General features: G+C 74.4%; 15 protein-coding genes. 10 read left to right on the top strand and 5 right to left on the bottom strand.

Going from position 1 to position 21484, the window contains the following annotated elements; translation table 11 throughout:
• Positions 1-74: 74 nt before the first annotated feature.
• Positions 75-731 carry a glutathione S-transferase family protein gene (locus tag BLV24_RS15350; RefSeq protein WP_092683334.1) on the top strand — a complete coding sequence of 219 codons (657 nt, stop codon included), beginning with the start codon at positions 75-77 and terminating at the stop codon, positions 729-731.
• 79 nt (positions 732-810) lie between these two features.
• Here the strand turns inward: BLV24_RS15350 and BLV24_RS15345 are convergent, their stop codons facing one another.
• Positions 811-2007 carry an amidohydrolase gene (locus tag BLV24_RS15345; protein WP_245710588.1) on the bottom strand — a complete coding sequence of 399 codons (1197 nt, stop codon included), beginning with the start codon at positions 2005-2007 and terminating at the stop codon, positions 811-813.
• Between the two features lie 143 nt (positions 2008-2150).
• Entirely contained in the window at positions 2151-3101 is a 951-nt protein-coding gene (locus BLV24_RS15340) for a 2-hydroxyacid dehydrogenase (protein WP_092683332.1), read from the bottom strand.
• A 439-nt stretch (positions 3102-3540) separates the two neighbouring features.
• On the opposite strand from BLV24_RS15340, the gene BLV24_RS15335 reads away from it, so the two are divergent.
• Positions 3541-4623, top strand: a complete 1083-nt coding sequence (locus BLV24_RS15335) for an extracellular solute-binding protein (protein WP_092683330.1) — start codon at positions 3541-3543, stop codon at positions 4621-4623.
• A gap of 196 nt (positions 4624-4819) precedes the next feature.
• Positions 4820-5662 (top strand): VPLPA-CTERM sorting domain-containing protein, encoded by an 843-nt coding sequence (locus BLV24_RS15330; RefSeq protein ID WP_092683328.1) that lies wholly within the window; start codon positions 4820-4822, stop codon positions 5660-5662.
• Between the two features lie 154 nt (positions 5663-5816).
• On the opposite strand, the gene BLV24_RS15325 is transcribed toward BLV24_RS15330, so the two are convergent.
• The gene (locus BLV24_RS15325) at positions 5817-7580 is read right to left on the bottom strand and encodes an ABC transporter permease (protein ID WP_092683326.1); all 1764 of its coding nucleotides are present in this window, start codon (positions 7578-7580) and stop codon (positions 5817-5819) included.
• 1103 nt (positions 7581-8683) lie between these two features.
• Here BLV24_RS15325 and BLV24_RS15320 point away from each other — a divergent pair.
• A complete protein-coding gene (locus BLV24_RS15320; RefSeq protein ID WP_092683324.1) occupies positions 8684-9460 on the top strand; it encodes a cyclase family protein in 777 nt (258 codons plus the stop codon).
• A gap of 79 nt (positions 9461-9539) precedes the next feature.
• Here the strand turns inward: BLV24_RS15320 and BLV24_RS15315 are convergent, their stop codons facing one another.
• Both BLV24_RS15315 and BLV24_RS15310 read right to left on the bottom strand, forming a co-directional pair.
• The gene (locus BLV24_RS15315) at positions 9540-10181 is read right to left on the bottom strand and encodes a VPLPA-CTERM sorting domain-containing protein (RefSeq protein WP_092683321.1); all 642 of its coding nucleotides are present in this window, start codon (positions 10179-10181) and stop codon (positions 9540-9542) included.
• 702 nt (positions 10182-10883) lie between these two features.
• Positions 10884-11585, bottom strand: coding sequence for a TetR/AcrR family transcriptional regulator (locus tag BLV24_RS15310; protein ID WP_092683319.1), 702 nt, complete (start codon positions 11583-11585; stop codon positions 10884-10886).
• 172 nt (positions 11586-11757) lie between these two features.
• Between BLV24_RS15310 and BLV24_RS15305 the strand changes: the two genes are divergently transcribed.
• The 6 genes from BLV24_RS15305 (at position 11758) to BLV24_RS15280 (ending at position 21380) form a co-directional block, all read left to right on the top strand.
• Entirely contained in the window at positions 11758-13050 is a 1293-nt protein-coding gene (locus BLV24_RS15305; RefSeq protein WP_092683316.1) for an efflux RND transporter periplasmic adaptor subunit, read from the top strand.
• A gap of 89 nt (positions 13051-13139) precedes the next feature.
• Complete coding sequence (locus BLV24_RS15300; RefSeq protein WP_092683314.1) at positions 13140-16298, top strand: efflux RND transporter permease subunit; 3159 nt, start codon at positions 13140-13142, stop codon at positions 16296-16298.
• 209 nt (positions 16299-16507) lie between these two features.
• A complete protein-coding gene (locus BLV24_RS15295) occupies positions 16508-16936 on the top strand; it encodes a DUF2177 family protein (protein WP_092683312.1) in 429 nt (142 codons plus the stop codon).
• 121 nt (positions 16937-17057) lie between these two features.
• Positions 17058-17738 (top strand): ABC transporter ATP-binding protein, encoded by a 681-nt coding sequence (locus BLV24_RS15290; RefSeq protein ID WP_092683310.1) that lies wholly within the window; start codon positions 17058-17060, stop codon positions 17736-17738.
• A gap of 38 nt (positions 17739-17776) precedes the next feature.
• Positions 17777-20296 (top strand): ABC transporter permease, encoded by a 2520-nt coding sequence (locus tag BLV24_RS15285; protein WP_092683308.1) that lies wholly within the window; start codon positions 17777-17779, stop codon positions 20294-20296.
• The gene (locus BLV24_RS15280; protein ID WP_092683306.1) at positions 20286-21380 is read left to right on the top strand and encodes a lipocalin-like domain-containing protein; all 1095 of its coding nucleotides are present in this window, start codon (positions 20286-20288) and stop codon (positions 21378-21380) included. The genes BLV24_RS15285 and BLV24_RS15280 overlap by 11 nt, the downstream gene beginning before the upstream one ends.
• Positions 21381-21484: the final 104 nt, after the last annotated feature.

Raw genomic sequence — 21484 nt, 5'->3', positions numbered from 1 at the left:
CGCCCCCTTTGCCCGCCCCGTCGCGGTCATGTTACGCTGGGCCCTTACCCCTGCGGCATGACGCGAGGCGCGCGATGATCACGCTCCACGGCTTCGGAAAGCTGTTCCCCGCGGTGATCGGGGAGACCCGCGACCTGCGGGCGCAATGGGCGTTGGAGGAGACCGGGCTGCCCTACAGGGTCCGGGGCCTCGACCATGCCGCGGGCGAGCATCTGGGCGAGGATTTCGGCCGGATCAGCCCCTTCCGCCTGCTGCCGGTGATCGAGGACAACGGCTTCGTGGTGGCCGAGTCCGGGGCCATCCTGCTTTATCTCGCGGAGACGTCCGGACGGCTGATCCCCGCCGACCTGCAAGGGCGGACCCGGGTCGCGCAATGGTGCTTCGCGGCGCTCGCCACGGTGGAGCGGCCGATGATGGAGCTGCAGCTGATCGACAAGTTCGGCGAGGGCGAGGCCGATCCCCGCCGCGCCGGCATGGTCGAGGCCGCGCGGCGCTGGCTGGACGGGCTGGAGCGGCGGCTGGCCGACCGCCCCTGGATCGCCGGCGAGGCGTTCACGGTCGCCGACATCCTGCTGGTCTCGGTCCTGCGGGAAATCCGCAGGACCGATCTGCTTGGCGATTATCCCCGCGTCGCGGACCTTTACGCCCGCGCCTCGGCCCGGCCGGCCTGGCGGCGGACGCTCGACCTCTACGCCGCGCGCCTGGGCGTCGCGGTCGAGGACATCGCCTGACCGCGCGCCCGACCGCGCGCCCGACCGCGCGCCTTTCCGGCAGGGGCGCCGCCGGGGACCGTCCGCGCCGGGGCTGGCCTCAGGACGCGGGCAGCAGCCGGTCGACCAGCGCCAGCCAGTAGGCGACGCCCTGCGGAATGGCGGCGTCGTTGAAGTTGTAATCCGGGTAATGCAGCTTGCCCGAGACATGGTCCGGCGACCCGGTCCCCATCCAGATGTAATTCCCCGGCCGTTCGTTGAGCATGAAGGCGAAGTCCTCGCCGGCCATGCAGGGCTCGGCCTCGCGCTCGACATTCTCGGGGCCCACGACGCTGGCGGCGACCTCGGCGGCGATGTCGGCCTCGGCCGCGGGGTTGATGCAGGGCGGGTAGTTCTTGCGGTAGTCGATCACGGCCCGAGCGCCGAAACCCTCGGCGATGGAGGTGGCCAGCGCCCGCAGCCGCGCTTCGGCCTTGTCGCGCGCCGCCATGTCGAAATAGCGGACCGAGCCGCCCATCACCGCCCGGTCCCCCATCACCACATAGGCGTCCGAGCCCTTGAACATGGAGATCCCGATGGTCGCCGCCTGGAAGGGCGACAGGTTGCGTCCGACGATGGACTGGGCCGCGACCACGAGATGGGAGGCCGCAAGCACCGTGTCCACGCCCGCATGGGGGACGCCGGCATGGGTGCCCTGGCCCTCGATGGCGATGTCGAAATAGTCGATCCCCGCCATGGCCCCGCCGGTCAGCGAGGTGAAGGTCCCCAGCGGCTGATCGGGCATGTTGTGCAGGCCCCAGACCGTCTCGCACGGGGCCTTGTCGAACAGGCCCCCGACCACCATTTCGCGCCCGCCGCCGCCGCCTTCCTCCGCCGGCTGGAAGATCAGCGCGACGGAGCCCGCGAAATCCCGCGTCTCGGCCAGGATCCGGGCGGTCGCGAGCAGCATGGCGGTGTGCCCGTCATGGCCGCAGGCGTGCATCTTGCCGTCATGGACCGAGGCGTAGGGCAGGCCCGTGCGCTCCTGCATCGGCAGCGCGTCGATATCGCAGCGCAGGCCGATCATCGGGCCGGGGGCGCGGCCCTTGATGATGCCGACCACGCCGGTTTCGCCCAGGCCCTCGATGATCTCGTCCACGCCGAAGGCGCGCAGGCGCTCGGTGATCAGGGCGGCGGTGCGGCGCTCCTCGAAGCCGACCTCGGGATGGGCGTGAATGTCCCGGCGCCATTCGGTGGCGGGGGCGTGCACGTCCATGATCAGGTTGTGGTGGCGGCTGTGGACGAGAGGGGCGTTCATGGCGGCGGTCCCGGTTCTGTTGCGGCGGTCTGTTGCGCTGCGGCGCCCGACCTTGGGCCGCGGCCGGGGACGGGGTCAATGCGCGACGGGGCGTTTCCACGGGCGGGGCGGGCGCGGCCCCCCCCGAGGCGGGGTCCGGCGGCTCAGTAGCCGCGGGTCCGGTCGACCTCGTCCAGCAGGGGCAGGCCCTCGGCCAGCCGGCGGAAATTCTCGGCGGTGGCGGCCATCGCGTCGCCGGTGTTCCGCCCGCTCACATGCGGGGTGAGGGTCACCGCGGGGTGGGCCCAGAGCGGGCTTTCCGGCGGCAGCGGCTCGATGCGCGTCACGTCCAGCACGGCGCGGGCGGGGCGGCCGGCGTCCAGCGCCTCGGGCAGGGCGGCCTCGTCCACCAGGTCGCCGCGGCCCATGTTCAGCAGCGTCGCGCCGTCCTTCATCCCGGCCAGCCGGGCGGCGCCGAAAAGGCCCGAGGTCTCGGCGGTCGAGGGCAGGACGGCGATCACGTAATCCGCCTCCCCCAGCAGCGGGTCGAGCGCGGCGGGGCCGGAGCGGGTCTCCACCCCCTCCACCGCGCGGGAGGAGCGGCTCCACCCGATCACGCGGAAGCCGACGGCGGCGAAGGCGCGGGCGACGCGGCCGCCGATCTCGCCCAGGCCCAGCACGGCGACGGTGGTCAGGGGGGCGGGCCGGGCGGTGCGCCCGGACCATTCGCGGGCGGCCTGGAGAGAGGCGTACCAGGCGTGGTCGCGATGAAGCGCCAGCACATGCGACAGCGCCCATTCCGCCATGTCCTGCGCCTGCCCGTCATGGCGCAGGCGGGTGATGCGCACGCCCGGGGCGAGGTCGGGGTCGCGGACCATGGTGTCGACGCCGGCGCCCAGCTTCTGCACCAGCCGCAGGGCGGGCAGGCGGCGGGCGAGGCCGGGGCGCAGATGGGCGGTGGCCAGCGCCTCGATCGCGTGCTCGGGGAAGTCGTCCTGCAGGGCGAAGACCTCGTGCCCGGGCAGCAATGAGGCGAGCTGGTCGCGGAACGGCCGGCTGTCGGGCGCGCGCTGGATGTTCATGTCCACGAGCACGCGGAGGGGGCGGGTCGGCATGGGCGTCTCCGGGGGGAGGGAGCGGGCGGCGCGCGGGAGGCGGGCGCCGGGTAGGGGGGAAGGCTATCGCCGCAGCGCAGCATGGGCCAGAGCCCGGGGTTGCGGCGCAGCGTCATGGGGCGCGCCGGCCCGCGGGGTCGGCGTCCGGCGCTCGCGCCCGGCTGCGCCGGCCGCATCGCCCGCCCGCCGACCCCGCGGGAAAGGGCGGGCGGCGTCCCCTGCGCCGGCTGCGCGATCCGCGCCGCCCGACCGCCGGAAGACGGTCGAAAACCGCCCGCGGAAATATTGACCGAGAACAATGGTCGGAATTGACATGCGCGCCCCGCGAGGCCAACAAGACCGCGACCGACGTCGCGGCGCGCACGCCTCGACGCGGCCCGCCAGCGCCCCGGCCCGCCGATGCGGGAACCGGGCGCGACTACACCAACGGGAGACCCAGATGGCCGACCTCGCCGCCCCCGAGCGCAACGCCGACCACACCGCCCCCCGCGCATCCCGCGCCCGCCGCGCCGCCTCCGCCGCGCTGGCCGGGTTCGCCGCCCTGGTCATCGCGGCCCCGGCCGCCGTCGCCGAAGGCTCGGTGAACCTCTATTCCTCGCGCCACTACGACACCGACGAACGGCTCTATTCCGATTTCGAGGAACAGACCGGCATCGCCATCAACCGCATCGAGGCCGGCGCCGACGAGCTGATCGAGCGGATGAAGGCCGAGGGCGCGAATTCCCCCGCCGACGTGTTCCTGACCACCGACGCCGGCCGCATGTGGCGGGCCGAGGAAGCCGGGCTGCTGGCCCCCGTGGACTCGGCCGCGCTGAAGGCGCGCATCCCCGCCTATCTGCGCCATCCCGACGACCTGTGGTTCAGCTTCTCCCAGCGCGCCCGCATCATCTTCTACAACAAGGAGACGGTGACCGAGCCGCCGCGGACCTATGCCGAGCTGGCGGACCCGAAATACAAGGGCATGATCTGCACCCGTTCGTCGTCCAACATCTACATGCTGTCGCTGATGGCCTCGCGCATCGCGCATGAGGGCGAGACGGCGGCGCAGGACTGGGCGCAGGGCCTGTGGGACAACCGCGCCCGCGATCCGCAGGGCGGCGACACCGACCAGCTGCGCGGCATCGTGTCGGGCGAATGCGCCATCGCGGTGGCCAACACCTACTATTTCGCCCGCGGCATCCGCACCGATGTGGACGGGCTGAGCGCCAGCATCGACGGCATCGGCTGGGTGTTCCCCGACCAGTCGGGCGCCGGGGCGCATATGAACGTGTCGGCGGGCGCGCTGCTGGCCTCCGCGCCGAACCCGGAGAACGCGGTCAAGTTCCTGGAATATCTCGCCTCCGATAGCGCGCAGAAGTATTTCTCGGCCGGCAACGACGAATATCCGGCGGCGCCCGGCGTGGGGCTGGCGGACTCGGTGGCGCAGCTCGGCCTGTTCCGCCAGGACGACCTGAACCTGGCCGAGCTCGGCCGCAACCAGGCCAAGGCCCAGCTGATCTACGACATGATCGGCTACGAGTAAGACGCCGCGCGCTCCTGCGCGGAGCGGGCCGGACGAAGGCGAGGGGCGCGGCGCAGGCCGCGCCCCTTTCGCGTTCTCCCGCCGGGTGCGGACGCGCCGACCGGCCCGGATGTTGGAGGTTGCCGTAGCGTCGAGAAGCGTGCAGGATGCCCGGGACCGGCGCGCCTGGGGGCGGGTCGCCGCTATGGGGGGAAGCATGATCCGATACGAGGCCGCGCGGGCCGACCAGGCCATGTCGCCGAAACGCAATCCGAATTTCATCCATCCCGCCGCGGCCGGCGCCGTCCCGCGCTTCGCGGCGGCGACGTCGGCGGGGGCGGCGCGCGCGCTGCTGGCGGCGGGGCTCGGCCTCGCGATCGGGGCCGGCGCGGCCCAGGCGCTGCCGGTCCATACGCGCGAAATGGCGGTGCAGCTGGTCTCGGTCTGCACCGATTCCGGCGCGACCTGCCTGACGCCCGAGATCGACGAGACCCTGCTGCAGACCATGTTCGACCCGGCCGGGATCGCGCTTCTGTTCCCGACTCCGACCCGGGTGCTGAACTTTTCCTATGTCGAGGCCGGCGGCGGCGAGATCGACGTGAACGCGGCGCTGGTGGACTTCCGCGACGCGCTGGCGCCTCCGGCCTCGGCCCATACCGCCTATATCGGCGGGGTGCGCGACGTTCAGGGCGGGGCCATGACGCTGTCCTATGTCGGCGGCGATCCCTACGGCGTCGTGCAGGCGGAGGGCGGGCTGAGCCTGGGCCTCTCCACCATGCTCGTGGCTCATTCGCTGGGGCATATCCTGGGCGCCCCACATGACGGGGACGGCAACGCGGCGCCGAGCTCGGGGTTCATCATGGCCTCCGCTTTCTCCGTCAGCGAGCCGCCGACCACGTTCTCCGAGGTCAGCCTCGCGGCGTTCGGAAGCTCGGCCCTGCCGGGCGCGCCAGGCAGCGTCGTGCTGCCGGAGGCCGAGGCGCCGTTGCCGGCGGCGGGCGGGCTGATGGCGGCCGGGCTGGGCGCGCTGGCGCTTTTCCGCCGTCGGCGCCGGGCCTGATTATCGGGGCTTGCGGGGACGGACCGGGGGGGCGAGGGCGGTTCCGCCCGCCCCCGTCCCGGCCCTTTCTCAGCGGGCCATCGCCATAAGCTGCGCCCCGAGAGCCAGGGCCGCCCTGAGAGCGAGACCGGCGACAGGGCGCGCGCAGCGCATCCTACGACGCGCCGGGCCGGCTCTTGCGGATGGCGCGGGCCAGCAGCAGCACCGGCGCCATGCCCACCGCCGCGATGGCCAGCGAGGGCAGCGCCGCCTCGGTCAGCCGCTCGTCCGAGGCCAGCCGATGCGCCTGCACCGCCAGCGTGTCGAAGTCGAAGGGGCGCAGGATCAGCGTGGCCGGCAGCTCCTTGGTCACGTCGACGAAGACGATCAGCGCGCCGGTCAGGATCGAGCCGCGCAGCATCGGCGCATGCACCCGGCGCGCCACCCCCCAGACCGAGCAGCCCAGCACCCGGGCCGAGGCGTCGATATTCGGCCCCGCCGTCTCGAACCCCGCCGACACGGCGTTCAGCCCGGCGGCCATGAAGCGGGTCATGTAGGCCAGCAGGATGGCGGCGATGGAGCCGGTGAAGAGCAGCCCCAGCGGCAGGTCGAAGGCCGCGCGGGACCAGGCGTCGAGCTGGTTGTCGAGCATCGCCAGCGGCGCCAGCAGCCCCACCGCGATGACCGAGCCGGGCGCGGCGTAACCCAGCGAGGCCCCCAGCTGCGCCGCCCGCGCCCCCGGCCCGGGCGCCAGCCGGCCCGCATAGCCGATCATCAGCGCCGCCCCCATGGTCAGCGCCGCCCCGCAGGAGGCGAGGATCACGGTATTGGCGAAAAAGCCCCAGTAGCGCTCGATCATCATGTCGGGCCCCCAGGCGCGCAGGGCCATGGAGCCGAGCATGGCCAGCGGCGCGAGAAAGCCGAGCAGCACCGGCAGGAAGCAGAACAGCGCGGCGGTCCAGCCGGCGGCCCCGGTCAGGGGGACGTCCTGCAGCGCCTCGTAGCGGCGGCCGGCCTGGTGGCGGCGCGCGGCGCCGCGCTGGGCGCGCTCGATGGCGGCGAGCGCCAGCGCGATGGTCAGCAGGCAGACCGAAAGCTGCGCCGCCGCCGCCCGGTCGCCCATCGAGAACCAGGCCCGGTAGATGCCGGTGGCGAAGGTCTGCACGCCGAAATGGGCGACGGTGCCGAAATCGGCCACCGTCTCCATCAGGGCGAGCGCGAGGCCGCCGACGATGGCCGGGCGGGCCATGGGAAGGGTGACGCGCAGCAGCACCTTGCGCGGCGGCAGGCCCAGGGTGCGGGCGACATGCTGGGCGGTGACCGACTGGTGCAGCAGGGCGGCGCGGGTCATGAGGTAGACATAGGGATAGAGCACCAGCGTCAGCATCAGGGCCGCGCCGCCGAGGCTCCGGATCTCGGGGAACCAGTAGTCGCGGGGACCGTAGCCCATGACCTCGCGCAGCAGGGTCTGCACCGGGCCGGGATGGTCGAGCAGGTAGGTGTAGGCGTAGGCGAGCACATAGGCCGGGAAGGCCAGCGGCGCGACCAGGGCCACCTCGAACAATCGGCGCCCGGGGAAGGCGTAGCCGGTGACCAGCACCGCCGCGCCCACGCCGATCAGCCCGGCGCCGAGCCCGACCAGCGCCGCGAGCTGCAGGGTCGCCAGCGCGTAGCGGGGCAGCATGGCCTGGATCATCAGGCCCAGCAGCTCCCAGCTTCCGAAAAGGGCGGTGACCAGCACCGAGATCGCGGGCGCGGCGCAGAGCAGGGCCAGCGCCCAGGCCGGCCGGGTCAGCGCGGCGGAGGCGGCGAAGCGCCCGCCGGCCCGCGCGCGGCGCCGGCCGAGCAGCCCCGCGAGGCCGGCCGCGGGGCCGGGCAGGGCGGCGGCGAGGGCCGGCGCCTCGGGGTCCGGGGCGGCTTCGGGTCGGGGATCCTGCATGCGGTCTCCGTCGGGGAGCGTGCGAGGCGCCAGCCATAGCGCGCCGCGGCGGCGGGCTCAATGCGGCGACGTCCGGAGGGCGGAGAGGGGTGCCGCGCGTCGACCGTTCCGCCGGTTGCGCCGGGGCGCCCGCGCGGCGTTGCGGGCTGCGGCGCCGGTGGCGGCGGGGGCCGGGCGGGGACCGGCGCGGCCTGGGCGGGGGGCGAGGCGCGGTCCGCGGGGCGGAATGGGCGCCGCGGCCGGATCGGGGCTCGACAGGCGCGGGCGCGCGAGCACAGCGTCAATCGTCGCGGCGGCGCGGTGGAGGAGGGGGAGGAAAGGGGGAGAGAGGCCGGAGCGGGAGAGCCATGGGCGGGGGCGATCAGCCTCGTGGCGCGCGCGTCGCGGGCCTGAGGCCCCGCCATGGGCGGAGCCTGGTGCGGCGCGCCAGCGGCTTTCTATGGCGCATGGCGGGTGGTGGATGGCCGTGCGGGTTGCGGGCGCCGAGGCGCTCGGCGCGACCACGTTTCGGAGCAGGAGCAGGAGCAGGAGCAGGAGCAAGAGCAGGAGCAGGCGGCGGGGCCTGCGCCGCAAGCGTATGCGCCGTGTCGCCTTCCGCTGGCCGCGCGACGCTCGCGCGCCCCCCCGACCCCGTGCCGGGAAGAGGCATCCAGCGCAGTCCCGAAAAAAGGAGGCGGAGGGACTGGCGCACCGGATACGGGCGAGATCTTTCTGGTCTCTGGTCTCTGGTCTCTGGTCTCTGGTCTCTGGTCTCTGGTCTCTGGTCTCTGGTCTCTGGTCTCTGGTCTCTGGTCTCTGGTCTCTGGTCTCCGCTCTCCGCTCTCCGCTCTCCGCTCTCCGCTCGCCCCCTCCCCGCTCTCGCCCCGGTTCCGAGCCGCGCGGGCGCCCCGGCGCGGCCGGGCGGGCGGGGCGTCGCGCGGCTTCCTCCGCCGAAAGCCCGCGCCGGCCGCCGCCCGGGGCGAGCGGCTTCGGCAAGTCCCGCGCCCCGGCTCGCCCCCCCCGCTCCCCGGCTTGCCCCAACGTCCGCCCTGCGTCAGGCTCGCCTCTGAACCGGCTGCGCCAGACGGCCGACGCGCAACGACAATCCCCGGGAGGGACCCCGCATGGCCCGCCGCTTCGTAGACCTCTCCGTGGCGCTGGAGGCGGGCATCGCCTCCGACCCGCCGCAGATGCTGCCGAAAATCGACTACCACACCCACAAGGACACCGCCCCGCAGATCGCCGCCTACTTCCCCGGCCTCACCTCGGCCGACCTGCCCGGCGGCGACGGCTGGGCGGTCGAGCGGCTGGAGATCTCCACCCATAACGGCGCCCATCTCGACGCGCCGTGGCGCCACCACTCCACCATGAATGGCGGCGAGAAGGCCTGGACCATCGACGAAGTGCCCCTGGAATGGTGCTGCCAGCCCGGCGTGAAACTCGACTTCCGGCACATGGAGGACGGCTATCTGGTCACCGCCGCCGACGTGGAGGCGGAGCTGAAGCGCATCGGCCACGACCTGCGCCCGCTCGATATCGTGGTGGTCAACACCTCCGCCGGCGAGGCCTATGGGCGCGACGACTACCTGCTCAAGGGCTGCGGGATGGGACGGGAGGCGACGCTTCACCTGTTGGAGCGCGGGGTGCGCGTCACCGGCGCCGACGCCTGGTCCTGGGACGCCCCCTTCGCGCTGACCGCCAGGAAATGGGCCGAGACCCGCGATCCCTCGATCATCTGGGAGGGGCGCCGCGCCTCCATCGACATCGGCTATTGTCACATGGAGAAGCTGGCCGGTCTCGACCAGCTGCCGGGGAGCGGGTTCCAGATCTCCTGCTTCCCGTGGAAGATCAAGGGCGCTTCGGCGGGCTTCGTTCGCGCGGTGGCGATGTTCGAGGACTGACCCGACGGGCGCGCCCGGGTCCGGGGTCGGGGCCCGGCGCCGCTCCCGGTCGGGGCGGGCGCCGGGGTTCGCCGCGCGGTCAGCCCGCCCGGCGTCGCCGGCGGACCGCGGCCAGTCCGACGAGACCCGCGGCCAGCAGTCCGCCCGCGGCGGGAACCGGAACCGGGGCCGACACCGAGGCGGTGAAGCCGATATTGTTGAAATCCACCTCGCCGTTGGTTCCGGTGAAGATGGCGGTCACCGAGCGCACGCGCTCGGGGAAGGACAGCCCGTAGTCCTGCGCCGTCTCTGGCGCGGAGGTGCCGGTGTCGGGCGCGAAATCGAACGCGCCGACCACCGAACTCGCGGCGTTGCGGAACTCGAAATTGATGTTGTCGACGTCGTATTGCTCGGTGAAGTAGTTCCAGAAGTGCAGGGTTTCCAGGTCGTAGTCGTCGTTGAACGTGAACACCAGCTCCAGCGGCGCCGAGTTGATCCAGACATGCGTGGTCGGCGACACGTGGATTTCGCCCGCATCGGCGCTGGGCGCGTCGATGGCGTTGGCCAGCGCCACGGCGGTGGTGGTGTTGGCGAAGGGCTCGGGCGCCATGCTCGGCCCCAGCGCCACGGTCATGTTGAGATAGTTCAGATAGAGCGCCTGGGCCGGGCTCGCCGCCATGGCGAGGCCGAGGCCCAGTCCCGCGGCGAGCGTCGCCGAGGCGGCGGACGAATGTCGGATCATGTCTGTCTCCCTCCGGATGCTCGCGCGACAGGCCGCGAGTCGTTTCCCTTTGGGTAGGCTGAACATGAACGAATGGCGCGTCCAGTGAAACAATACACGTTCGGAGAGGTGGTGCGGCGCAATTCCGGCAGGAGAAACGCGGTTCCATGCGGCTCGCGGGAGGCCCGAAGGCGGGGGCTTCCGGGCGCCGGGCCGCCGCCGCGCGCTCCGCCCTTCCCGGCGACGGGCCGAGGGCGGAACCGGCGGCGCCCTCGCGGGCATTCCGTCCTCTCCGGCCGCAGGCGGCCTTCGGGCGCCCCCTCGCCCTGTCCCTCTCCCCGCGGGGAGAGGGGAGCGGGAGGGAGGCCGACCCAGTGACTTGCCGGCCGGTCGAGGGTGGGGCAGGCGCGCCGATCCGCGGATACGGCCCGGCGGGGGGGCTTCGCCAGGCGTTCAGGGGGCTTCGGCCGTGCGCCGTCTCGCGGCGGTTCCGAGGTTCCGAGGTTCGGTGGTTCGGTGGTTCGGCGGTTCGGTGGGGTGGGGGCGCAACGCGCGGGTTCGCAGGCGGGGCCGCCCGCGCATCCGGCGCAACGCCGCGCGGGCGCCGCGGCCGCGGCCCTCGGAAGGGTCGTCGCGCGGCCCGGCGCAGCCGGATCAGCCTGTGGGGCGCAGCCGGATCAGCCTGTGGGGCGCAGCCGGATCAGCCTGCGGGGCGCGGCCGGATCAGCGTGCGGGAACCAGGCGGTGCGCGGCGAGGTCGATCATCGCGTGGGTGTCCACCTCGACCCCCGCCGCCTCGTAATCCCCGTCCAGCGTCAGCGTCGCGGCCCCGTGCACGAAGGTCCACAACACGCAGGCCAGGCGGTGGGCCTCCTCGCCCGGCGGGTCCTCGCCCAGCGCCGCGCCGACCTCGGCGATCACGATCAGCATGTTGGCATGGGCGATCTCGTGGGTGCGCGTGTCCTCGGGGTCGTGAAGCTCGCGTTTCATGCCGAACATCACCCCGAACAGGCCCGGATTGGCCTCGGCATAGGCGAGATAGGCCTTGCCCAGCGCCGCCAGCCGGTCCGGCCCCGGCGCGGGGATCGCGGCCGCCGCCGTCGCCATCGCCTCGCGCAGTTCTCCGAACCCCTCCCGGCACAGCGCGCGCAGGATGTCGGCGCGGTCCCTGAAGTGCTTGTAGGGCGCGGCGGAGGAGACGCCGGCCATCCGGCAGGCGCCCGAGATCGACAGTTTCTCCACCCCGTCCCGCTCCACCAGCGTGCGCACCGCCGTGACCAGCGCCTGCGCGAGATCGCCATGGTGATAGCGGTTGCGCCGGCGAGAGAACGCGCAGCCGAAACGCCCTTCGCCGCCGGCCCCGGGGGCGGGGTCGGACGGGTCGGCGGCGGCGCCCGACGGCGGAGGGGGAATCTTTTTCGCCATGATCTCGTCGATTTTCCGCCGGATTGGGGTTGCGATGCAAGTTAGAGGCTCTAACTTATGTGAGCAACGCTAACTTCGCCACCCCCGCCGCCACCCCCTGCGCCAGCGCCGGCCCCCAGAACCGGCCCCCGCATCCCAGAACCGGCCCGCCCCCAGCACTGGACCCCACGTCATGACGCTTTCGAGCCATCGCCCCGAGCCTGGGTCCCCTTCCCGCCGCCTCTCCCGCATGGCCCGGGGCGCGGGGCGGCTGGCGCTGGGCGCTGCCCTGATCGTCGCCGCCGGCGCCGCCGCCAATTTCGGCGCCGCCGCCCTGCGCGAGCGCGCCGACGCCCCGCTGGAAACCGCCGGCGCCCCCGCGGCCCGGGTCGAGGCGCTGCGCGTCGTCCGGGTCCGCGGCCTGAGCGTCGAGACCCGGCGTCTCGGCGTGGTGGAGCCGGCGCGCGAGGTCTCCGCCGCCTTCGACATCGCCGGGACCGTGGTCGAGGTCGCGGCGCGGGAGGGCCTGCGGCTGGAGAAGGGCGCCCTGATCGCCCGGCTCGACACCTCGCGCATCGAGGCGCGCATCGACGAACTCACCGCCCAGCGCGCCGTGCTGGAGGCGCAGGCCGATCTCGCCCGCCGCACCGCCGACCGGCAGGAGGCGCTGCGCGAACGCGGCTTCGCCTCGGACCAGCGCTGGGACGAGGCGCGCTCGGAAACCGACCGCATCGCGGCCTCGATCCGGCAGGCGGAGGCGGGGCTGGCCGCGGCGCGCATCGACCTCGCCCATGCCGAACTGCGCGCGCCCTTCGCCGGCGAGGTCGCGGCGCGGCGCGTGGACGAAGGCGCGGTGATCTCCGCCGGCGCCCCGGTGGTGGAGCTGATCGAGACCGGCCGCCCCCGCATCCGCGTCGGCCTGCCCGAGCGGGCCGCGGCCCGTCTCGCCCCCGGCGCGCTGGTGGAGGTGGAGCTGACCGCCGGCGCCGGCGGCCTGTCGGCCGCGTCGTCCGATCCCGAGGCCCGCCGCCTGGTCGCCGCCGTCGCCGCCCTGCGCCCGGACATCGACCCCGCCACCCGCACCCGCGCCGCGCTTCTGGACCTGCTCCTGCCCGAGGGCCGCAGCGTCGCCTTCGGCAGCACGGTCGAGGTGATCGCCGAGGAATGGCGCGAGGCGAACGGCTTCTGGCTGCCCCTGACCGCATTGCGCGAGGGCGAGAAGGGCCTGTGGACCGCCCTGATCGCCGTCCCCGATCCTGACCGCGAGGGCGCTTATGTCGCCCGCGCCGCGGCGCTGGAAGTGCTGCACGTGGCGCAGGGCGAGGCCTTCGTCCGCGGCGCCCTGCGGGACGGGGAGCTGGTCGTGGCCGCCGGCGCCCACAAGGTCGCGCCGGGGATGCCGGTCGATCCCATGATCCTGCCCGCGGTGCTGGACGACGCCCCCGGCCGCGGCGCGCTCGCCCCGGACCTGATCGCCGGGCGCTGAGCCCGGCGGTCGTCCCCCCACCCGTTTCCCCGACCCGCTTCCCCCCTCCCCCCCTCCCCCCTCCCATGGCCCGAGCCGGAGACCCCCGGATGCGCACGCTGTTCTTCCGCGAAGCCCGCCTGACGGCGCTCGCCATCCTGGTGGTCATCGCCGCCGGCGCCTCCGCCTATCTGTCCATCGGCCGGCAGGAGGACCCGACCTTCACCAACCTCTTCGCCACCGTGGTCACGCCCTATCCCGGCGCCGACCCGGCCCGCGTCGAGGCCCTGGTGACTGAGAAGGTCGAGGCCGAACTGCGAGAGATCGCGGCGATCAAGACCATCTCCTCGACCTCCTCCTCCGGGGTCAGCGCGGTGCGGGTGGAGCTGTCGGAATTCCTCGACCTCGCCGAGGTCTCCGAGGCCTGGGCCGATATCCGCGACGCCCTGTCGGACGTGGCGAGGGACCTGCCCCCCGGCGTGCCCGAGCCCGATTTCGACGACGACCGCACCGGCGCCTTCTCCGCCATCTCCGCCGTGTTCCCGACCCGCGAGGGGGTCACCGACGCGGTGCTCGGCCGCTATGGCGAGGCGCTGGAGGATCGGCTGCGCGCCGTGTCCGGCGTGTCGCTGGTGCGCGCCTTCGGGGCGCCGGAGGAGGAGGTGCTGGTCACCATCGACCCCACCGCCCTGTCCGCCCTGGGCCTGAGCGCCGCGCAGGTCGCCGCGGCGATCGAGGCGGCGGACCCCAAGGTCTCGGCCGGGCGGCTGCGGGGCGAGGGCTCGGACATGCTGATCGAGGTGGGCGGGGAGATCCGCAGCCTCGACCGGGTGCGCGAGATCCCCATCGCCACCGACGCCGCCGGCCATTCGGCGCGGGTGGGCGACGTGGCCGAGGTGACCAAGACCGCCCGCGTCCCGACCCCCAGCCTGGCGCGGCTGGACGGCCGCCGCGCCGTGCTGGTCGCCGCCAAGATGGAGGAAGGCCGCCAGGTCGACGCCTGGATCACCGACGTCCGCCGCGCGCTGGACGCCTATGAGGCGACCCTGCCCGAGGGCCTGGGCCATGAGCTGATCTTCGACCAGTCCGGCTACACCGCCGACCGCCTGGCCGAGGTCGGCCTGAACATGGCGGTCGGCGTCGGGCTGGTGGTGGCGGTGCTGCTGCTGACGCTGGGCCTGCGGGCGGCGCTGGTGGTGGCGGCGGTGCTGCCGCTGGTGGGGCTCGCCTCGCTGGCGACGCTGAATTTCATCGGCATTCCCATCCACCAGATGTCGGTCACCGGCATGATCGTGGCGCTGGGCCTGCTGGTCGACGCGGCCATCGTGATGACCGACGAGATCCGCCGGAGGCTGGCCGCGGGGATGGCGCGGCTCGACGCGGTGGGGGACGCGGTGGGGCGGCTGGGGGCGCCGCTGCTGGCCTCCACCGTCACCACGGCGCTGGCCTTCATGCCGATGGTGCTGCTGCCCGGCCCGGCGGGGGATTTCGTCGGGGCCATCGCGATCTCGGTCATCGCCATGCTGGTCTGGTCGCTGATCATCGCCATGACGGTGACCCCCGCGCTCGCCGGCTGGATCCTGCCAGACCCGCATGACGCTTCGGGCGCCCGGCGCGGCTGGATCACCAACGGCATCTCCGGCGGGGCGGCGGGGCGGCTTTTCGCGGGCTCCCTGCGGCTCGCCATCCGCCATCCCGGACCCGCCGCCGCCTGGGCGCTGGCGCTGCCGGTGATGGGGTTCCTCGCCTTCCCCTCGCTGACCCCGCAATTCTTCCCCGGCGTGGACCGCGACCAGTTCTATATCGACGTGGAGATGCCCGCCGGCGCCTCCCTGGCCGCGACCGAGCGGGTGACGGAACGGCTGTCGACGGCGCTGGAGGCCGAGAACGGCATCCGCCGCATCGTCTGGGTGGCCGGGTCCTCGGCACCGTCCTTCTACTACAACATGCTGATGAACCGGGATAACGCCCCCGGCTTCGCCCGCGCGCTGATCACCACCGAGTCGAACGCCGCCACCGCGCGGCTCGTCCCTCATCTGCAATCCGATCTCGGGGCCGCGGCCCCCGGCGCGCGGATCATCGTGCGCGACCTGGTGCAGGGCCCGCCCGTGGACGCGCCGGTGGAGCTGCGATTCGTCGGCCCCGACCTGGCCGAGCTGCGGCGCCTGGGCGACGAGGCCCGCCGCATCGTCGCCCGCGTGCCGGACGTGATCATGGCCCGCACCAGCATGGAGGGCGGCGCCCCCAAGCTCGCCTTCGCGCTGGACGAGGAGCGCGCCCGGCTCGCGGGGCTCGACCTGGTGTCGGTCGCCCGCCAGCTCGACGCCGCGCTGGAGGGCGTCACCGGCGGCTCGCTGGTCGAGGGGTCGGAGGAGCTGCCGGTCCGCGTGCGCGTCGGCGCCGCCGACCGGGCCGATGCGGGCTTCGTCGAGACCTTCGACGTGGTCGCGCCGGGCGGCGCGCTGATCCCGCTGTCGACGCTGGGAGAGATGCGGGTGATCCCGTCGGAAAGCGCCATCTCGCGCCGCGGGGGCGAGCGGACCAACACCGTGCAGGCTTATGTCCGCTGGGGCGTGCTGCCCGAGGCGGCGCTGGCCCGCGCCCGCGCCGCGCTGGACGAGGCGGGGTTCGAGGTCCCCCCGGGCTACCGGCTGGAGGTCGGCGGCGACTCGGACGCGCGCAACGAGGTCATCACCAACCTCATGGCGCCGCTGGGGCTGATCCTGACCCTGTCCTTCGCCACCGTGGTGCTGACCTTCAACAGCTTCCGGCTGGCCGGCGTGGCGGTGGTGGTCATGGGGCTGTCGGCCGGGCTGTCGATCCTGGCGCTGGCGATCTTCCAGTATCCGTTCGGGATCACCGCGGTGATCGGGGTCATCGGCTCCATCGGGGTGTCGATCAACGCGGCCATCATCATCATGACCGCCTTGCAGGAGGATCCGTTGGCGGCGGCCGGCGACCGGGACCGGATGGCCGAGATCGTTCTCGGCGCCTCGCGCCATATCGTGTCCACGACCGTCACCACCTTCGGCGGATTCCTGCCCCTGATCGTCGGGGGCGGCGGTTTCTGGCCGCCCTTCGCCATGGCGGTGGCCGGCGGCGTGCTGCTGTCGACCGTGGTCAGCTTCTACTTCACGCCCCCGATGTTCGCGCTGGTGATGCGGGGGAAGACGAAGCGGAACGCGGAGGCCGCCGCCGCGGCGTCCGCCGCCGCTCCCGCCGCGCCGGGAGAGCCGCCGCGCAACCTCTTCGCCCCCTCCGCCGGCTGAGGCGGGGGCGGGCAGGGCCGGGGCGGGGCTGGTGCGACGCGCCTCTCAGGCCCGTGATCGCTCCCGCCCCCGCCCGCCCTTGACCGGGGCCGGAATCGGGCCAGTTCGCGGCGAAACCACGGCGGCGCGGCCGGGGGCTCCGGATGGGGCCCCGGACGAGAACCCGAACGGGGCCATGGCCGCCGATGCAAGGGAAAGGGAAACCCCAGATGACGCTCGTCGCGCTCTACCTCGCGACCATGGCGGCGTTCCTCGTGCTGGACGTGGCGATGCTCACCCTGTTCATGAAGGCGCTGTTCGAGCGCAATATCGGCCCGATGATGCTGGAGGACCCCAAGCTCGGCGTCGCCGGCATCTTCTACCTGTTCTATGTGGGCGGGATCCTGTGGTTCTGCTCCTGGCCCGCGCTGGCGCAGGGCGAGGGCGGAGGCGTCATGCCGCCCTGGGCCCGCGCGGCGCTGAACGGCGCCATCCTGGGGATGCTCGCCTACGGCACCTATGAATGGGTGAACATGGCGACGCTGAAGGGCTGGAGCTGGCGCATGGTGATCATCGACACGCTCTGGGGCGGGGTCATCACCGGAAGCTCCGCCGCCGCCGGCGTGCTGGCCGTGCGGGCGCTGGGAATGGCCCGCTGAGCGGCGCCCCGGCTCCCGCGCGCCCCGGCGCCCACGCGCGCGCCTGCGTCCGCGCCCGCCGCCCCGCCTGCGTCCGCGCCGACGGTTGCGCGCGGGTCGACGGGGCGCGAGGCTCGTATCCATGAAAGACGCCGCCGCCCCCACGCCCCCGCTCGCCCTCGAGGGCCTCCGAAAGACCTATCCCTCCCCCGAGGGGCCGGTGGAGGTGCTGCGCGGCGTCTCGCTGGCGCTGGCCCCGGGCGAGAGCCTGGCCCTGACCGGGGAGAGCGGCTCGGGCAAGTCCACGCTGCTGCATCTCGCGGCCGGGCTGGACGCGGCGGATGCGGGCGAGGTTCGGATCGCCGGCCGGTCCCTGACGGGCCTTCGCGACGCCGGGCGGGCCCGGCTGCGGCGCGACCATGTCGGGCTGGTGTTCCAGCAGTTCAACCTGGCGCCGAGCCTCACCGTCGCCTCCAACATCGCCTTTCAGGCGCGGCTGGCGGGGCGCGCGGACAGGGCCTGGACCGCGGCCCTGGTCGCGCGGCTGGGGCTGGCGGGGCTGGAGCGGCGCTATCCCGAGCAGCTTTCGGGCGGCCAGCAGCAGCGCGTCGCCATCGGGCGGGCGCTGGCGGCGCGGCCGGGACTGGTGCTGGCCGACGAGCCGACCGGCGCCCTGGACGAGGCGGCCTCGGACGCCGTGCTCGACCTGCTGCTGGAACTGGCGGCGGAGACGGGGGCGGCGCTGCTGATGGTCACGCATTCGCCCCGGCTGGCCGGGCGGCTCGGGGGGCGGGCGCATCTGCGCGCCGGCCGGCTGGAATGAGCGGGCTGGAATGAGCTTATGGGCATGAGCGTGCGGGGATGAACTGGCGCGGGTTCCTCTGGGCGCTGACCGCGCTCGCCAGCCACTGGCGCCGCCGGCCGCTGCTGCTGGCCGCCGCGCTGGTCGGACTGGCGGCCGCGACCGGGCTGTGGATCGGGGTGCAGGCGTTGAACGCCGAGGCGCGGCGGGCCTATGACGACGCCGCCCGCGCCATGTCCGCCGCCGCCCTCCCCGCCCTGGTCGCCGAGGGCGGAGGCCCCGCCGACATCGCCCGGTTCGGCCCGCTGCGCCGGGCCGGATGGCCCGCCAGCCCCCTGATCGACGTGGACCTCGCGGTGGAGGGCGCCCCCGCCTCCCTGCGCCTGATGGGCGTCGAGCCGGTGAGCCTGCCCGAAGCCGCCGGCCTGGCCCTGTTCGGCGCCGGCGAGGACGAGGCCGGGAACGACGCCGACGCCGACGCTCCTCCCGCGCCCGATTACGCCGCCTTCACCCGTCCGCCGGGCCGCGCGCTGATCGCGCCCGCCACGCTGGCCGAACTGGGCGACGCGCTGGGGGTCGGGGCGGGCGACCGGCTCGCCACCCCGCGGGGCGAGACGCCGCCGCTGGTCGCCTCCGCCGCCGCGGCGCCGGGGGTGCTGATCATGGATTTCGGCTTCGCCCAGCGGCTCGCGGGGATGGAGGGGCGGACCACCCGCTTCCTGCTCGACCCTGACGCGGAGCTTCCCGCCGCCCCGCTCTCCGACATCGCCCCCGACCTGCGCCGCGCCGCCCCGCGCGCCGCCGCCGACCCGGCGCAGCTGACCGAGAGCTTTCACCTCAACCTCACCGCTTTCGGCTTTCTCGCCTTCGCGGTCGGGCTGTTCATCGCCCATGGCGCGGTGGGGCTGGCCTTCGAGCAGCGGCGCGGGCTGATGCGCTCGCTCCGCGCCTGCGGGCTGCCGGCCTGGACGCTCTGCGCGGCGCTGGGGGCGGAGCTGCTGGTGCTCGCGCTTCTGGCCGGGGTCGCGGGGATCGCCGGGGGGGCGACGGTGGCCGCCGCCCTGCTGCCCGACGTGGCGGCGAGCCTGCGGGGGCTCTACGACGCGCCCGCCCCCGACGCGTTGTCGCTGCCCCTGTCCTGGTGGCTCTGGGGCCTGGGGATGAGCGTGGCGGGGGCGGCGGTCGCCTCCGGCGGGGCGCTGTGGAAAGCGGCGCGGATGCCGGTGCTCGACAGCGCGAGGCCCGAGGCCTGGTTCGCCGCCGCCCGCCGCGCCCGCGCCCGGCAGGGCGCGCTGGCGGGGGCGCTGGCGGTGGTCGCCGCGGGGCTGGCGGTCTGGGGCGAAGGGCTGGTCGCCGGGTTCGCCATGATCGGCGCCATGCTGGGCGCCGCCGCGCTGGCGCTGCCGCTGGCGCTGGGCGCGGCGCTGGCCGGGTTGCAGGGGCTGGCCGACCGCCGCTGGGGCCCGCTCGCCGCCTGGATGGCCGCGGATGCGCGCCAGCAGCTTCCCGGCCTGTCGCTGGCCCTGATGGCGCTGATGATCGCGCTGGCGGCCAATGTCGGCGTCGGCTCCATGGTCGACGGCTTCCGCCTGACCTTCGAGAGCTGGCTGGAGGACCGCCTCGCCGCCGAGGTCTACGCCGAGGCCGAGCCCGGCGCCGCCCCCCGCCTCGCCGCCCTGATCGCCGCCGATCCGCGGATCTCCGCCGACCTGCCCGAATGGCGGGCCGAAACCGTGCTGGACGGCGCGCCGGTGGAACTGCGCGGCTTCGCGGACCACGCCACCTGGCGGCGCCGCTGGCCGCTGCTGGAAGCCGCGCCGGGGGCCTGGGACCGGGTGGCGGCGGGGCAGGGGGCGATGATCTCCGAGCAGCTCGCCCGCCGGCTGGACCTCGGGCTGGGCGATCCGCTGGCGCTGGCGGGGGGCGCGGCCCTGCCGGTCGCCGCGATCTTCGCCGATTACGGCAACCCGAGGGGGCAGGTCCGCCTGTCCAACGCGGCCCTCGCCGCCCGCGCGCCGGAGGCCGAGCGCGGCCGCCACGCCCTGCGCGTGACCCCGCCCGAGGCGGCGGAGGCGGTGGCGGCCGAACTGGACGCGGCGGAAGGGGTCTCGGCGATGGAACAGGGGTCGATCCGCGCCCTGTCCTCGCGCATATTCGAGCGGACCTTCGCGGTGACCGGCGCGCTCAACACGCTGACCTTCGGGGTGGCGGGGATCGCGCTGGCCACCGCGTTGCTGAGCCTGTCGGCGGCGCGCCTGCCGCAGACCGCGCCGGTCTGGGCGATGGGAACGAGCCGCCGCAGGCTCGCGGCGATGGAGCTGGGACGGATCATGGGGCTGGCGCTGCTGACCGCGATGCTCGCGACGCCGCTGGGCGTGGCGCTGGCCTGGGCGCTGGTGGCGGTGGTCAATGTCGCCGCCTTCGGCTGGCGGCTGCCGCTGCATGTCTTCCCCGCCGACTGGCTGCGGCTGGCGGCGCTGGCGGTCGCGGCGGCCGGGCTCGCCGCGGCGATCCCGCTGGCGGGGTTCCTGCGCACCTCTCCCGCCGCGCTCGCCAAGGTCTTCGCCGATGAGCGCTGAGGGACGCCGCCGCGCGCTGCGCCTGCTGGGGGCGCTGGCGGTCACCGGCGCGGCCGCGCCCGCCACATGGCTGGGCGGGCGCGCCGCGGCCCAGGGCTATGCGGGCCTCGGCGCCGACGCGGAGGGCTATTCGCAGGTCGTCGAGGGCCGCCGCTTCGCCTTCCCGCGCGACCGCGGCCCGCATCCCGATTTCCGCATCGAGTGGTGGTATCTGACCGCCAACCTCTCCGACGCCGCCGGCCGCGCCTTCGGCGTGCAGTGGACCCTGTTCCGCCAGGCCGTGTCGCCGGATCCGGGGCTGGACGGCTGGGCCTCGCCGCAGATCTGGATGGGGCACGCGGCCCTCACCTCCGCCGACCGCCACCTGACGGCCGAGAAATTCGGGCGCGGCGGGGTCGGGCAGGCGGGGGCGGTGGCGCAGCCCTACCGCGCCTGGATCGACGACTGGCGGATGGAGAGCCTCGGCGAGGGCTTCTCCCCCCTGCGGCTGCGGGCCGGGGGGCGCGGGTTCTCCTACGATCTCGGGCTGCGGGCCGAGGGGCCGGAGGTGCTGCAGGGCCGCGCCGGCTATTCGGTCAAGTCCGAGCGCGGGCAGGCCAGCTACTACTACTCCGCCCCCTTCCTGCGCGCCTCGGGCGAGCTTCGGCTGGGGGGCGAGCGGGTCGAGGTCTCCGGCCCCGCCTGGCTCGACCGGGAATGGAGCTCGCAGCCGCTGGAGGCCGACCAGCCGGGATGGGACTGGTTCTCGGTCCACCTGGAGGGGGGCGACAAGCTGATGCTCTACCGGATGCGGCGGGTGGGGGCGCGGCCCTACCTGTCGGCGGCCTGGATCCGGCCCGACGGCGCCATCGAGCGGCTGGACCCGGCCGAAGTCGCCCTGGCGCCGGCGGCCGAGGCCGAGGTGGCGGGCCGCATGATCCCCCTGGAATGGACGGTGGAGATCCCGTCCCGCGGCCTGGCGCTGATCGTGGAGCCGCTGAACAGGGCGGCCTGGATGGACATGTCCTTCCCCTATTGGGAGGGTCCGATCCGGGTCGAGGGCAGCCGCGCCGGCGTCGGATACATGGAGCTGACCGGCTACTGAGGCCGGCGCGCCGAGGGTCGCCGGGGGCGCCGCGACAACCGTGCCGAGGATTTCAGCCGCCCGCCCGCGGCGCAGGAGGCGGGGCGCCTGGCGCGGACGTTTCC

The sequence above is a fragment of the Albimonas donghaensis genome (assembly GCF_900106695.1).
GTDB lineage: Bacteria > Pseudomonadota > Alphaproteobacteria > Rhodobacterales > Rhodobacteraceae > Albimonas > Albimonas donghaensis.
This window is presented reverse-complemented; position numbering and strand designations above follow the sequence as displayed.

Bases quoted from the DNA above. Each gene is read 5' to 3' on its own strand.
- BLV24_RS15350 (WP_092683334.1), top strand. From the start codon at position 75: ATGATCACGCTCCACGGCTTCGGAAAGCTGTTCCCCGCGGTGATCGGG.
- BLV24_RS15345 (WP_245710588.1), bottom strand. From the start codon at position 2,007: ATGAACGCCCCTCTCGTCCACAGCCGCCACCACAACCTGATCATGGAC.
- BLV24_RS15340 (WP_092683332.1), bottom strand. From the start codon at position 3,101: ATGCCGACCCGCCCCCTCCGCGTGCTCGTGGACATGAACATCCAGCGC.
- BLV24_RS15335 (WP_092683330.1), top strand. From the start codon at position 3,541: ATGGCCGACCTCGCCGCCCCCGAGCGCAACGCCGACCACACCGCCCCC.
- BLV24_RS15330 (WP_092683328.1), top strand. From the start codon at position 4,820: ATGATCCGATACGAGGCCGCGCGGGCCGACCAGGCCATGTCGCCGAAA.
- BLV24_RS15325 (WP_092683326.1), bottom strand. From the start codon at position 7,580: ATGCAGGATCCCCGACCCGAAGCCGCCCCGGACCCCGAGGCGCCGGCC.
- BLV24_RS15320 (WP_092683324.1), top strand. From the start codon at position 8,684: ATGGCCCGCCGCTTCGTAGACCTCTCCGTGGCGCTGGAGGCGGGCATC.
- BLV24_RS15315 (WP_092683321.1), bottom strand. From the start codon at position 10,181: ATGATCCGACATTCGTCCGCCGCCTCGGCGACGCTCGCCGCGGGACTG.
- BLV24_RS15310 (WP_092683319.1), bottom strand. From the start codon at position 11,585: ATGGCGAAAAAGATTCCCCCTCCGCCGTCGGGCGCCGCCGCCGACCCG.
- BLV24_RS15305 (WP_092683316.1), top strand. From the start codon at position 11,758: ATGACGCTTTCGAGCCATCGCCCCGAGCCTGGGTCCCCTTCCCGCCGC.
- BLV24_RS15300 (WP_092683314.1), top strand. From the start codon at position 13,140: ATGCGCACGCTGTTCTTCCGCGAAGCCCGCCTGACGGCGCTCGCCATC.
- BLV24_RS15295 (WP_092683312.1), top strand. From the start codon at position 16,508: ATGACGCTCGTCGCGCTCTACCTCGCGACCATGGCGGCGTTCCTCGTG.
- BLV24_RS15290 (WP_092683310.1), top strand. From the start codon at position 17,058: ATGAAAGACGCCGCCGCCCCCACGCCCCCGCTCGCCCTCGAGGGCCTC.
- BLV24_RS15285 (WP_092683308.1), top strand. From the start codon at position 17,777: ATGAACTGGCGCGGGTTCCTCTGGGCGCTGACCGCGCTCGCCAGCCAC.
- BLV24_RS15280 (WP_092683306.1), top strand. From the start codon at position 20,286: ATGAGCGCTGAGGGACGCCGCCGCGCGCTGCGCCTGCTGGGGGCGCTG.